Below are 12,876 nucleotides of genomic sequence, written 5' to 3' on the forward strand. Positions count from 1 at the left end.
CAACACAAAAGATGACGCATCCAAAAAATAAAGAACAAAGAACATCGACATGATGGACGTTCATGACCGATGACGAACATCAGGAGATGCTCCTCATCGGGATGAAGTCATCAATTCGAATCAAGATGTTGTTTTTAAATCATGTGTTTTCCCGAAGTTTCCATAACTCTTTATGCAATGTTTTAACTTCTTTTTCAGAGAAACCTATATTTCGAGCGGTCTTGTCCCAATCAGACGTCATCATGCGTAAAGGACGTACGATTTGCATCTCGACCGTATTCGACTGACCTCGTAGGGAGTTGCGAAGTGTTCCCGGAACGGGTACGAATACAGCTCCAGCGAACAAGTTTCGCTCAGTCGTGCTATCAGGAATCAACATATATTCTGAAGAAGATTTCACAGCATCGTTGATCACTAGGCAGACCGGCCAACCTTCACAATCAATCTCTGGTTTCTCCATGATTTCATTCAGCACACGAAGCGTCTTAACCGCATCCTTCTCGTTCCCCATCCATAACATCGTCCGGACTTCCTTCATCGTCCCCAAGAGGATGTTCAACCTAGTAGGCTCCCATCCTCCCGACTTCAACACACCCTTCAAGAGGTTCCCGATGAACTCATCGGTTTGATCGAGGGTATAGGAATTCTTGGTCATGACATTCGCGAGGACATGCAGGGAATGACCGACTTCGGAAGAGCTGATCGTTGCAGGCAGGACGAGGCGCGACTCATCGAGACGTGCCCTTTGGCTATTGATTCGCATACGTTCTTGATGAAGCGTAGCTTGGACTTCCGCTCTTCGCCCCACGTTTTGTTCATATCGCTGTGTGCCCAGCTCATCCAACTCTTCCGGCCCGTCGGCTGATCCGATTCTGCCCTCCGAATATCTAGATTTGATCGTCAATTCGTCGAGTTGCTCTTCCTGCAAGAGCCTTCTGACCACGTTAGGATTTTTGGTTCTGTAGTAATTCAAGAGATGTGTCTCGACGTCTCTCGCGATGGAGAAGTTCTTCTCGAAGTAGAGCGTGAACAACCTAAGACAGATTTTCGCTGCACCGATGTCGTTCACGTTCTTCAGGTCGCTGAATCCTTTGAACCCGTACCAGAACTCGCGACCGGCGATTTCCGGCGAAAGCTCCGCAGCCCCGAGGATGTCCTCTCGCAATACCCTGACTTTTTTGTTCGCCTTTATTTGATAAGGGAACAACGCCTCGAAGTCCTTGTTCCCGAACAGGAGTGGGGCGATTTTTTCACCGAGCATGCATTGCAGGAACAACGAATACTCGCCGAGTCGTTCTTCGCCACTCTTATATAGTGTCATCGAGATACGATCGAGAATATGATACTTCGCGACAGGATGGGCCTCCCTCTCCAGGAGTCCACCATACGCGAGAAGTCGCACTCCTAGTGGAAGGAAGCTGATTTCTCGGGATAGCTCCATACGAAATCGTCCGTGATAGTAGGGGACCAACGTGTCCTGGATGCCATCCATCAATTGCTTGTTGTATGTGATGCGCTCGTCAAGACTTTCTCGGATCAACCTCAAGAGATTTCTCTCATGTTCTGCCAGCTTACGCTGCAGCGTCTCTTCCTGATCGGCCATCCGGTTTCTCGAGATGTATCTCAACGTCATGAGGTCGTCGACGAATTCCGGCCCTCCAAGGAGCATCTCATTGATTTTACGGTACAGGAAACGTTTCTTCTCCTTACCTTCCAGTCTGTCTGACATATCCATCACCTTGCCGCCGACTCGTCTGACGAGTTCCGACTGTTCATCGATGTTATTCATGGTTGATCCGTCCCTTCATTTGATTGATGACTTCATCGAATACGATATCGATGTTCTGACCGCTCACTTGTACGATTTTCTCCCTAGACACCTTGCTATCCAGTTTATGCAAGGATTCATGCTTCGCTCGTTTACCCATATAGATGAAGAGATCATGATTGGCACTGAACGGACTTGCAGAGAGAGTGGAATACTGTGTGATCCTATCGAGATGGTATTTCTTCATGTACCTTTCGAGATCTTTCTCCTCGAATTCTTCTGCCAAGAATATCGCTATTCTTTTACCGAGGAACCATGCCTTCATACGGGTCTCTTCATCCACCTCCAACAATCGTGATAGACTGTCCGAAAGTCGTTCTTCTTCCGGCTGACTCGTAGAGGTGATGATTGTATAATCTGTCTTTTTGCTCCGCTTTTTAAGTTCTTCCCATTCCTTCTCGTCCACTAGGATTCTCTCCTCGCCACGGATTTCCCTAAGGAGGTGTAGACCTCCCGTAATCAGGCAATGTACCCATGTGTGTATTGGTCGCTCCGCATCGCGAGCTCGAAGCTTCTCGACTGTCGAAGATGAACGATAGTCTTCGACGAACGTCCCGTACCATTCTTCGAGCGCATCGTAGACACGTGCCCAAAGAGAGGGGGTTTCTTCGATGAGATTGACTAGACGATTGAAGTATTCATCCATAGACATCCTAAAGCTCTTCTTTTGTATCTCATCCAGATGTCTTCCTCCCGATCCTTCCTCGATGATGTACCTGATTGAATCCAGAGCACACCGTCTATCGCCGGGAGACAGCTCGATGAGATTTATGAACATGTTATGTTCCGTCATCAATTTATCCTCCCTAGAAAACAGATATTTTCACGAAAATACATTTGGTCCCAAAAATGATTACTTATAACTAGTATTATTTAATATAATTTACTTATATACAACTTATTAACAAAAAATCCTGCCTTCGATTAATCCTTTCTAAGTATCATCTTTCTTTTCTACTACGGGGTAGAAACTATGGATAGAACTTTCCGATTGATTTGAAGCGGCGTATCTATCTGCGGCTCAATAGTGACGTCAAAGGATACTATTCCTAGTACCGTCATTCTTGCTCGGACTGACTTGATTTCTTCGTTCGATTCAGGGCAACATGATTGGAGTGAAGGAATCAGAATTTAGATAGCCATACTCTTTCGAGCACTAATGGGTGAATCTTTGAGGTATGCAAAAAAATCATTTTTGAAAAGAAAGAGGTCAGGAAGATGCAACGAATCGAATTTGAGAGAACGATTCTCGAAGAACTTCTGAACACTGCGAGAGGCAAGACACTCGGTGAGATTGACACCGCAGATGTTTTCCGTCGGACGGAGGTCGCGAAAAAAATTACAGGGATAGCAGGCGACGTCATCGAGCAGTCGTTGCTCGGGTTCCCCTCAAATCCAAGTCGTGACCCCGATATCATCGTCGACGGGGTGGAGGTCGAGCTCAAGACGACGGGTCTTCGTCGGCCAAAGCGACGTACGGATGTACATTATGAGGCAAAGGAACCTTTGACAATCACGGCCGTCAGTCCAGCTACCATAACGGATGAGACTTTCCTGGCTTCTCATTTCTGGAGGAAGGTGGAGCATCTGCTCCTCGTCTATTATGAGTATGTATCACCGACCACGGTGCCAGCCTCCGCCTATCGGGATTTCCCGCTGGTCGGATATGATTTCCATCACTTCAACGAAGAGGAGGTCGAGACGCTACAGGCCGACTGGGAGATCATCCGCGATTACATCCAGCAATTGAAGAACACACACGACAATCCAGAGGAGTACTATCACACTCTGTCCTCCGCACTCAGGGAAAGACTGATGTTCCTCGACACCTCCCCGAAGTGGCCTCATAAACCACGCTTCCGGATCAAGCGAGCGGTACTCACGAACATCGTCAACAAGTCGATGGGACGACAATACGAGTCGATTCCAAGTAGCATCACGACCATGGCCGAGTTCAACGACGAGCTCAGACGCCTCACACGTAATTACAAAGGAAGGACCGTCCGCCAGCTGATGACCGACCTCGGCTTGACGGGCGGTAGTGGCTCAAAGTCCTTGACGGAGTCGATAGTCGTCCGCATGTTCGGAGCGAAAGGGCGACGCGTCGGTAACGTCGACCTGTTCTCCAAGCTCAACCTCGTCGTGAAGTCTACCCGTCTGACAGAGCAAGGGGCGAACGTCGAGGACACGAAGCTATTCCCGATCGACCTCGTCCAAACGGGCGAGGAGACGTGTTTCGAGGAATCCGCGATTCATGCCGAGATGAGCGAGATACACTTTCTGTTCGCCATCTTCGAGACGCGGATTGGGGCCAGCCGGACTGACGACGTGTTTATCGGGTTCAAGCACCTGATGTTGTCGGAAGAACTGCTTGAAGTCGAGATGCGCCGGACATGGCAGGAGGTACATGATCTCATGGCAGAGGGTCGTCTCCTCGTGACGATTGATCTCGACAAGAACGGGGCGGTGAGGTATACGAAGCAGACGAACGTTCCACGTACCCGAACTAACCTACCCAAGTCTCGCCAATACCCGTTCTTCCTACGCGGGAGCGGTCGTGATGCCAAGGACAAGGTCTTGTCCATCAATGGATTGTCACTCTATCGACAGGACCTCTGGATCAAGGGGACGTTAATCTCGCGTCTTTTGAACGAAGAACAGTATGTCTGATTAGCATCTTTCTGTGCATGACGCAAAAAGATTATCGCTACATGATTAACTTCTCATGATGAAAGACTAAAGGGGAGCGACGCGATGTCCGCTCCCCTGTCCCGATTATATTCAGTCGCTCTCATCGCAAGTTTTCGTATGGTTGCCTCCCATCAGATGTCTGATATGCCATTGTGGTTCGTATCGATGAAGGAATCGATTTGATCCGAGATGCCATCATGGTCGATATCGAGAGACATGTCCATCGCATCGACGATTCCGTTGTGGTTCATGTCTATGAAGTTATCGTTCACATCAGGTACATGGTCGTGGTCTAAGTCCAGGAACGCATCCGTTCTGTCATCGATACCATTTTGGTTCGAGTCTAACATCGAATCATTCATATCAGGAACATGATCTTGATCCAAATCTAGAAATGGATCTTTGATTGTCGCGCCTAGTGGTCTGAGTGGGTCTTTAAACATTTACTTTTCCTCCTTAATTTAAGAACAGGGATTCAATGCTTCCATTCTGCATTGACGGTTTTTCGAGTATCGATGTGATGATTTGCTGAGGCATCAACTTCTGATTGAAATCGGCCGGTAAGCTAGTTTTAGTGTATAAATGGACAGACTGTCGCAGCATGATTTGTTTTTGCACATGATCCGGATTTAGGTTCATGATTTCACGGGCTTCGAGCTGTAGATTCTCGAATGTGAACTGATTAAGAACATCGACATGATAGTTGATGGTAAAGGAGTCCATATGTCTGATGAGATCTAACGCTTTCTTGAACAAGAATTCATTTTTTTGGAACTCTTTTTCTTTTTGAATTTCATTGAGTTCATTTCTTTGTTTCGTATTTGCCCATTCCGAGAACAAAGTCATCGCAGGGAGTATCAATCCGACTCCTCCAGTCAAAACTGTGACGCCGATTCCAGCAACGATTGCTCCTCCCGCCTTCTTCAAACTACCTTCTCTATAGGCCTGTTCAATTCTTTTTTGATATTCTCCGTTATGAAAATGAACGTACGTTATCTGAGAGAGTAAGTTCTCCAGTTCGATGAACTGTGACTTCAACTGTGCAGATAATTGGAACAACTGTCGTTGTTGCTTCTGGTAAATATGAATACTATTATCGCCGGTTCCAATCTCATTCGATAACATCAACATGAACTGAGGGAACCTACTCGATATTTCTTCCATTCTTTTTCTTTGTTGATATATGGCTTGATACATGAATAGACCATAGTTCTTGATTTCTTCTTCTGAAAATTCATCTTGATCCATAAAGGACGACATGTAATCCAATAGTATCTGCCATTGACCGAAGAATTCATACATCAGCACATCGCTCAGGTTCCGTGCCCTCGATGTCATCAATGCAGTGACAGAAGCACCCGAGAGTGAGGGGGTCTTTAAATCAAGAAGGCTTTGCGTGTAGGTACCTTTGTACATCTGGAGAGGCATTTCCACCTCCATCTCATCCAGCTGGACTATGACGTCATCGCCAACCTGATGAGTCTTCGCATCATAGAAGGCTTTCACAGGACTTTCCCACAGAATCTTTCCTGGAATCGATATACGAATCGCACTTGGGTACAAGCGCTCGAAAAACAGTGGATAACCAGTGGTCGTCATCAAAATCTTAAGTGTCTCTGCCGCTTCTAGAAAATCGGCAGCGGAACCTGAAGACAGTAACCCATCCTCCAAAATGACGACCCGGGGGTTTTCTTTGCTCATACGAATCTTTTGGTTTCCAGCCCTTTTAACCAATTTTTCCTTGGTCGGGTTGAACATCGTCCATTCATCATCTTCACGCCATAACAATAGTTCCCTATACTTCGTCTGTTTTTTATGTGTGATGAGCCTGGCGTTAGATAGTGCATACAACCTGGTAGGAATGACGCCAGTCTGCATACAGAGTAATTTGGCATGCTGATTGCTCGCACACACGATATCATCTCCATGCTTCAAGACCACATGATGCGACCCCAAATAAATCTTCAGCTTCCTGAGTGAGAACGCGTGCTTTAAATTAAGACTCTTCAGCTCGTAAATCCTGAGATTCTCGTCTTTAACGTATGCAAAGAATTCACCGACTTTGCCTTTCAAGGTGATTTGATCGGACATTTTTCCGAGCTCGTGTAGCCGTCCGATGATTTCCTGTACATGGTCCAATAGTTGCCTGATTTGTGAAGAACACATGAGCTCGTAAGTCCTAGTCGACGTTCGTATATAACTGAGACAATTCCCGTTATTTAGTATCTCTTGGACATCGGACAGGCGAATCTCCAGTCGATTATGAGGATCCGATACAAGATGAATAGACGCATTGTCGTGACTTACTTCCACGAAAGAGACCTCTTCCCCGACCTTCATCAGGGTGTACGGTCCTCCTTCATCGTCGCTGATGTCCGAAAACATCATGAAGTCGTGATAATAATCACACACGGATAAAAGTTTGAACATGAATTCCATACCACTAGAGAATGAGAACAGTTTTTCTCCCTCAGCCGTCCTGCCAGTAGCGGACAGCCTGTCCGTAAACAGTCGTGAAATCGAGATTTGATGTAATTCTTTCTTGTAGGACAGTTCGGTGGCAGATGCGTCGACGAAAAGTCCGCCCATGTCGGTCATCATCACCTTATCCTTTCTAAATATGAGGGTGTGCTCGCCAATCTTCGAGGCATTTGTGATCATGCCCTTACCTATTATAGTTCTCTCCATTTTAGTCTCCTTACCAACCTTGTAATGGTGATATCTTACCTAACAACGACCCATTACATAATATGGAATTAGGAAATCTAGTCAATGTTTTTCCAGAAAACCATTTTTTTGTGAACGAAACCAGTCCACAGAGTTTCAGGAGTCGACTTTTGCGTAAAGGACTTGACGATTGGCCCACGTAACCATTTAGTACAAAAAATCAATAATCGTGATATGTAAACCAATATCAAATACATCCAACTACTTGTGATAATTAGCTGTTATCACAAGTAGTTGAATGTTATAATGTATTCATGGATTATCTGTAATACATTATATATCCGATTCATAATCGTTGATTACGTACATATAACAGACGTAATCTGACATAATACACTCACACACACCCGATTATGCGGAAATCATGAAAAAAGGTGGCCGAAAGAGGAAGCGTCGGACGCCAAGACAAGGAGGAGGACGGGACGATGGAGGAAGAAATGAGGAACGAGGTCGAGATCAGGGAGGCGGCGGCGCTCGCGTTCGCCGACAGCCGGGAGAGGCTGCTCGCGGTGCTCGAGGACGACCACCTGAACATGGAGGCGCTGAGCGACCTCGAGATCTTCGAGCTGTTCTGGGCGACGGAGCTGTTCCCGATCTACAGCCAGAAGAGCCCGCACACGAAGCGGGCCTACAAGCAGGACCTCGACTACATCCTGCGCTTCTTCGTGACGAAGACCCAGGGCGTCAAGCAGCTGACGATCCTCAACCTGCACGAGTACCTGAAGGACGTCCACGACCAGTACGCCCCGCGGACCGTCAAGCGACGCAACGCCATGCTGCGGCGCTTCCTGCGCTTCCTCCACGTCAACGATTATCATGCGCGCGACCTGTCGCTGCAGGTGAAGGACCAGATGAAGCCGGAGCCGCTCCGTCGCGAGATCGACTTCGACGAGATGGAGGCGATCGCCCTCGCCTTCCGCCACACGGTGAAGCAAAAAAAGAACCGCGAGCTGTTGCAGCTGCGGAACGAGACGATGGGCTATCTGTTGTTGACGACTGGAATGCGTGCTTCTGAACTATTGTCTTTACAATTCAACCAGATTTATCAATCAAAAGAATTTAATTATATTGAGATAAAGGGTAAAAGAGAAAAATGGCGTCGTATTCCTCTAAGTGAAAAAACTTATTATTTGTTAAAGTATTTAAACGAAAAGTTGATTTCTGAAAACATCTTAAATCCTTATGTCTGCTTCAATATTAATTCTACTTTCTCTTCAATTACTTATGAGACTCTTAGATTAATAACACACGAAGCTGCAAAAGTAATGGGTTCAGAAGGAAATACACCTCATTGGTTCCGTCGATCGTTCATTACAAAAATGCTTACAAACAATTCGCCTTTAATAGAGGTAATGAAGCTTTCAGGACATGAATCAATAACCACTACTAATAAATACCTACAGGATTTAAAAAATGAAAGAACAATTAATTTACCTTATAATTAACTTAGTATTTAACCATCACTTCAGACGCGTTCAAAAAATTTCTTATACATCTCCTATGAAGTTTATCAAATACCTGCATATTTGTTCATTAATTATTATTTTTTGATAAATATTAGGAAATATTTTGATATAATAGATATTATTTAATTAATGAAGGGAACTAAAAAATGATAAAAAGCTTGAAAATAGACAAGTTTAGAAACTTTGAAGATTTACCTCCCATTCCATTTGGGAGCGAATTAACATTAATTTCTGGGGGGAATGGATTAGGAAAAACTACTTTATTAGGCTTGATAGCCTCAGCAAGTGGTACAAAAAACTTTGTGGGAATGAATGGAAACCGATTATATGCAGAATTTCATAAATACTTTATTCTATCTAAGGATGAACATATAACTATCCCATCGGAACATTCAAAGAAATATAAAGTAATCTCTAGGCATTCGTTAAAGGATTCAAGCAATAAAAATGTTGAGATCTATAAATTACTTTCAACGTCACATCCTAAAGCTCCCAGATTAAAAATTGTTCCAAGAACAACTGATGAAGATGGTGTACAAAAAAAAGATGTCCAAGCTGCAGTAAAAAGAAGTACAGGTGTAACCCCAGATGCAATGATCCCTATTCCAACTATATTTCTAACTCCTTCTAGAATTCTTCCTTTTGGTGAGACTAAAATCACAAATGAAGATATCAAAAAAGTCAATTTCAGAAAAAACTTAAAAAATCCACAAGAAATCGCTAATCTTTATGTCAATTTATATAATGAAGTTTTACCAGGAACTTTTCCAAATCCCAGTGAAGATTATGAATACGAACTTTATGAAGTAAAAAAACCAGAAATATCTCAGCCAGAATTTTATGTCAGACCAAAAAACTACGAAATAACAAATTTATCAGTGGGACAAGATAGTATCAGTAAAATTGTTAATGCATTATTATCTTTTGCAATAAATCATAATTCAGAAAACTATCCTGGAGGAATACTAATCATCGATGAATTAGATCTATCACTTCATCCAGATGCTCAACTCAGGGTATTAAATTTGCTCAGAAAAAAGTCTAGAGAATATAAAATTCAAGTCATATTTACTTCTCATTCACTAACAATTGTAAAAGAAATGATCAGATTGAAAAACAAAGACCAAGAGCTTTACAGGACAATCTATTTTACAAATAAAACTAATCCTAGATTTTCTACAGATAATTCTTATGAAAAAATTAAGTCGGATTTATTTCAAAATGTTCATTTTTCTCTACCGAAAGTAAAAATATATTTTGAAGACAATGAAGCTACTCATTTCTTTGGGAAAGTAATTAAATATGGCTTTGCCAATAACTTTTTAGATATGGAATTTCAAAAAAAATATGATGCAAACTCAGAACTAATTGCATCAGAAATTAATTGCGATACTTTAGAAAAATTACCTGAAAAAGACGCCTATTTTGCAAAAAAAGTTCTCATTATACTTGATGGCGATGCTTCATATTCTAAAAAAAGACAAATAAAAGAAGATTTTATAAATACACCTTTAGAAATAATTAAAGAATATACTAAAAGAGAACCCAAAAATAAAAACGTAATGTTTTTGCCTAGTCATTTTTCACCTGAACAATCAATAATTTGGGCTATCTATAATGAGATTGCCAAGAATGAAATTAAGCATACAACTTTTTGGGATGGTATAGACTCTGATAACTTTAACTACTATCCAAGTATTGCGATTAATCAAATAGATACATTGATATCGAATAATGAATTGAAACGTGATGGATTAAAAAAATGGTATAATGACAACTTAAAAATTATAGATGAGACTGATCTTATTGAATATTACTTAGAAACATGTGTAGACAAAGAAATATTGTCTGATTTCTATTCTGAGTTTCAAAAAAAATTTATGGCTTTACATCACTCTATAATTGCAAATAAGTTCTAAGAAACATTTTTTAAAGAGGTGAAAATTAAATTGCCCACAACTGATTCTCCATTTCGATATCCTGGAGGAAAATCGCAATTAAAAAAATTTATAGTAGAATTATTTGAGTATAATGATTTGAATGAGATGACATATATTGAACCTTTCGCTGGTGGAGGGGGATTGGCGCTTTCGTTATTATATTCCGGCAATGTGAACAACATTATAATAAATGATTATGACATAGCAATTTGGTCCGTATGGAAATCAATACTTTTCTATCCTAAAGATTTCATAAGATTAATTGACTCTACTGAAATCACAGTAGAAGAATGGAAAAAACAAAAACAAATTTATACCCAGATGAAACAAGGTAGAATTGATAAGAGAGTAAAGATACAAGTGTTAACTTTAGCATTTGCAACATTTTTCTTGAATAGAACAAATAGATCCGGAATAATTAAAGGTGGAATGATTGGAGGAATTGAACAAAATTCTAAAGATAAAATTGATTGTAGATTTAATAAAAAAAAATTAATATCTAAAATAAAAAAGATATCATCTTATTCTAATTCAATACGCTTATATAATCTTGATGCAGAAATTTTTATAAAAAAAGTAATCATGTCAGAAAATCCAAAAAATACTTTTGTTTTTTTTGATCCGCCATATTATAAAAAAGGTCCTAATCTGTATTCTGATTTTTATAACCCAAGAGATCACCAATCTCTCGGGAAAAAGGTTCAATCAAATAAACTAACATGCAGTTGGATTACTACTTATGATTGTTGTGATGAGATTAAACGAATATATTCTAACTCATACGGTCTTGAATATAAGCTCAATTACAGTTTAGCCACTAAAAAAAGAGCAAAAGAATTAATATACTTCAGTAAAAACTTGAGAACGTGCAAAAAGTATGTGAATCTAGACGTTACCGTTTATGATTGATGGGACATTCATTATTTTAATTAGTTAAGTATACAAGAAGCCTTTATTTCTATTTTGATTTAAAGGCCTTTTGTATACGCAGGTTTTGACAATTTTCTTAAGTTAAATTATTGTCTTTCATCTAAAATTAATTATTGTAGCATTGTGGATTAAGAATACTAATGATGTGAGGAGGTCTTACAACTCTTGTACTTTATTAGATTTTTTAATGTATTTTAAATATTCCTCAAAAATATCTAGAAGAAATTCACTATATTTATCAATATGATAAACATCTTCATCAAAAAAGTCTGTAAAATCATCGTCTGATGTATGTGCTAATATATTTCGATAATCTAATATTAAATTAATTAACTCCACTTTATTATTTTCATTATTAAAGATAAACATATTCATCATTCGATATCTTACAATCATATTCTGAGGATTCTTAAACTTAAAATATTTATAGCAAAGTGCTGTTGAAAATTTTTTAAATATTTCTGTGATGATAAAAAATTTATATCTGATAGCGTCTTCCATCGGTGAGTTTATTTCTAAAGGTAATTTTGTAACCACATATTCTTTATAGTCTTTATTCTCTAGTTGTTTAGTCATTAATTTAATATTTTGTACATTGTACTTAAATTTGTTAAAAATTAATATTCTATTACTAATTATTTCATCAAATTCTTTTTCTTTCTTTTTATTAGGTTTTCTTTTCATACAACTCTTCTCCTACCTTCTCTTAATGTCATCTTTAAATTGATAAAAGAATAAATTAACATATAAATTTATTCTCCTATTTAAATACCTATTCCAAATTTATCTGCGTATTGATCTACTGGTGTAAAAATAATTTCATATCTGTTATCTCTAGAATCCTCAGTAGCAAATGTCCATTCATTCGATACATCAATGAAATCGAACTCTAACTCTTGTTCAAAACGTGGAGCTAGTTTTTCGAATACATATTCCGTCATCTCATAGACAGACTCTACGATTGCTTCAATCTCTCCGCGCTCGAATTTATTCCCGTCACTCGACAAGACATAATTCATCATTTGTTTTATGACCATCCCCCTTACTCATAGATACTATCCAGGTATGCATCGTGACTGCAATAGACCTTCCCGAACTCTCTAGAATAATGATGATTACTGCGATTCACGATGGTGATCAAATCATCCTCCGTCGTCTCGATGGCCAGCAGCGCTGATCCTTTCGATTGAAGTCCTTCTATCGACAAGATGCCGTCCTCCCCCATCGACTATTCCATGAACGAGTCCGCATCTGGCTTCTTGAGTGCCTTGATGAATACGTTCGACTTCCCGAT

11 protein-coding genes are annotated in these 12,876 nt (G+C 40.7%); 4 read left to right on the forward strand and 7 right to left on the reverse strand.

All coding sequences use genetic code 11. The annotated features are described in order from the left end of the window. Nucleotides 1-139: 139 nt before the first annotated feature. Nucleotides 140-1,789, reverse strand: a complete 1,650-nt coding sequence (locus BW42_RS14950) for a hypothetical protein (protein WP_035412899.1) — start codon at nucleotides 1,787-1,789, stop codon at nucleotides 140-142. Continuing rightward, a complete protein-coding gene (locus BW42_RS14955; protein WP_035412902.1) occupies nucleotides 1,782-2,621 on the reverse strand; it encodes a hypothetical protein in 840 nt (279 codons plus the stop codon). The genes BW42_RS14950 and BW42_RS14955 overlap by 8 nt, the downstream gene beginning before the upstream one ends. Nucleotides 2,622-3,046: 425 nt before the next feature. Between BW42_RS14955 and BW42_RS14960 the strand changes: the two genes are divergently transcribed. Next, on the forward strand, nucleotides 3,047-4,498 hold the full coding sequence (locus BW42_RS14960) for a MutH/Sau3AI family endonuclease (protein ID WP_035412906.1): 1,452 nt from the start codon (nucleotides 3,047-3,049) through the stop codon (nucleotides 4,496-4,498). 152 nt (nucleotides 4,499-4,650) lie between these two features. On the opposite strand, the gene BW42_RS14965 is transcribed toward BW42_RS14960, so the two are convergent. Both BW42_RS14965 and BW42_RS14970 read right to left on the reverse strand, forming a co-directional pair. Continuing rightward, nucleotides 4,651-4,962 carry a hypothetical protein gene (locus tag BW42_RS14965; protein WP_035412909.1) on the reverse strand — a complete coding sequence of 104 codons (312 nt, stop codon included), beginning with the start codon at nucleotides 4,960-4,962 and terminating at the stop codon, nucleotides 4,651-4,653. 13 nt (nucleotides 4,963-4,975) lie between these two features. Beyond that, complete coding sequence (locus tag BW42_RS14970; protein WP_035412912.1) at nucleotides 4,976-7,207, reverse strand: hypothetical protein; 2,232 nt, start codon at nucleotides 7,205-7,207, stop codon at nucleotides 4,976-4,978. Nucleotides 7,208-7,671: 464 nt separating this feature from the next. Here BW42_RS14970 and BW42_RS14975 point away from each other — a divergent pair, with 464 nt between their 5' ends. The 3 genes from BW42_RS14975 (at nucleotide 7,672) to BW42_RS14985 (ending at nucleotide 11,561) form a co-directional block, all read left to right on the forward strand. After that, on the forward strand, nucleotides 7,672-8,691 hold the full coding sequence (locus BW42_RS14975; RefSeq protein ID WP_035412914.1) for a tyrosine-type recombinase/integrase: 1,020 nt from the start codon (nucleotides 7,672-7,674) through the stop codon (nucleotides 8,689-8,691). A gap of 167 nt (nucleotides 8,692-8,858) precedes the next feature. Beyond that, the gene (locus BW42_RS14980) at nucleotides 8,859-10,631 is read left to right on the forward strand and encodes an ATP-binding protein (RefSeq protein ID WP_035412917.1); all 1,773 of its coding nucleotides are present in this window, start codon (nucleotides 8,859-8,861) and stop codon (nucleotides 10,629-10,631) included. 30 nt (nucleotides 10,632-10,661) lie between these two features. Further along, nucleotides 10,662-11,561, forward strand: coding sequence for a DNA adenine methylase (locus tag BW42_RS14985; RefSeq protein ID WP_035412919.1), 900 nt, complete (start codon nucleotides 10,662-10,664; stop codon nucleotides 11,559-11,561). A gap of 177 nt (nucleotides 11,562-11,738) precedes the next feature. On the opposite strand, the gene BW42_RS14990 is transcribed toward BW42_RS14985, so the two are convergent. The 3 genes from BW42_RS14990 to BW42_RS16365 form a co-directional block, all read right to left on the reverse strand. After that, nucleotides 11,739-12,266 carry a hypothetical protein gene (locus BW42_RS14990; protein ID WP_035412921.1) on the reverse strand — a complete coding sequence of 176 codons (528 nt, stop codon included), beginning with the start codon at nucleotides 12,264-12,266 and terminating at the stop codon, nucleotides 11,739-11,741. Between the two features lie 80 nt (nucleotides 12,267-12,346). Further along, entirely contained in the window at nucleotides 12,347-12,619 is a 273-nt protein-coding gene (locus BW42_RS14995) for a hypothetical protein (RefSeq protein WP_035412924.1), read from the reverse strand. A 5-nt stretch (nucleotides 12,620-12,624) separates the two neighbouring features. Next, nucleotides 12,625-12,789, reverse strand: a complete 165-nt coding sequence (locus BW42_RS16365; RefSeq protein ID WP_155960221.1) for a hypothetical protein — start codon at nucleotides 12,787-12,789, stop codon at nucleotides 12,625-12,627. Between the last annotated feature and the right edge of the window lie 87 nt (nucleotides 12,790-12,876).

It is taken from the genome of Exiguobacterium sp. RIT341, from assembly GCF_000632205.1.
GTDB lineage: Bacteria > Bacillota > Bacilli > Exiguobacteriales > Exiguobacteriaceae > Exiguobacterium_A.

What these genes read in the sequence shown, in the direction of transcription:
- BW42_RS14980 (WP_035412917.1), top strand. Translation starts at nt 8,859, where the DNA reads ATGATAAAAAGCTTGAAAATAGACAAGTTTAGAAACTTTGAAGATTTA.
- BW42_RS14975 (WP_035412914.1), top strand. Translation starts at nt 7,672, where the DNA reads ATGGAGGAAGAAATGAGGAACGAGGTCGAGATCAGGGAGGCGGCGGCG.
- BW42_RS14960 (WP_035412906.1), top strand. Translation starts at nt 3,047, where the DNA reads ATGCAACGAATCGAATTTGAGAGAACGATTCTCGAAGAACTTCTGAAC.
- BW42_RS14965 (WP_035412909.1), bottom strand. Translation starts at nt 4,962, where the DNA reads ATGTTTAAAGACCCACTCAGACCACTAGGCGCGACAATCAAAGATCCA.
- BW42_RS14955 (WP_035412902.1), bottom strand. Translation starts at nt 2,621, where the DNA reads ATGACGGAACATAACATGTTCATAAATCTCATCGAGCTGTCTCCCGGC.
- BW42_RS14990 (WP_035412921.1), bottom strand. Translation starts at nt 12,266, where the DNA reads ATGAAAAGAAAACCTAATAAAAAGAAAGAAAAAGAATTTGATGAAATA.
- BW42_RS14950 (WP_035412899.1), bottom strand. Translation starts at nt 1,789, where the DNA reads ATGAATAACATCGATGAACAGTCGGAACTCGTCAGACGAGTCGGCGGC.
- BW42_RS14970 (WP_035412912.1), bottom strand. Translation starts at nt 7,207, where the DNA reads ATGGAGAGAACTATAATAGGTAAGGGCATGATCACAAATGCCTCGAAG.
- BW42_RS14995 (WP_035412924.1), bottom strand. Translation starts at nt 12,619, where the DNA reads ATGGTCATAAAACAAATGATGAATTATGTCTTGTCGAGTGACGGGAAT.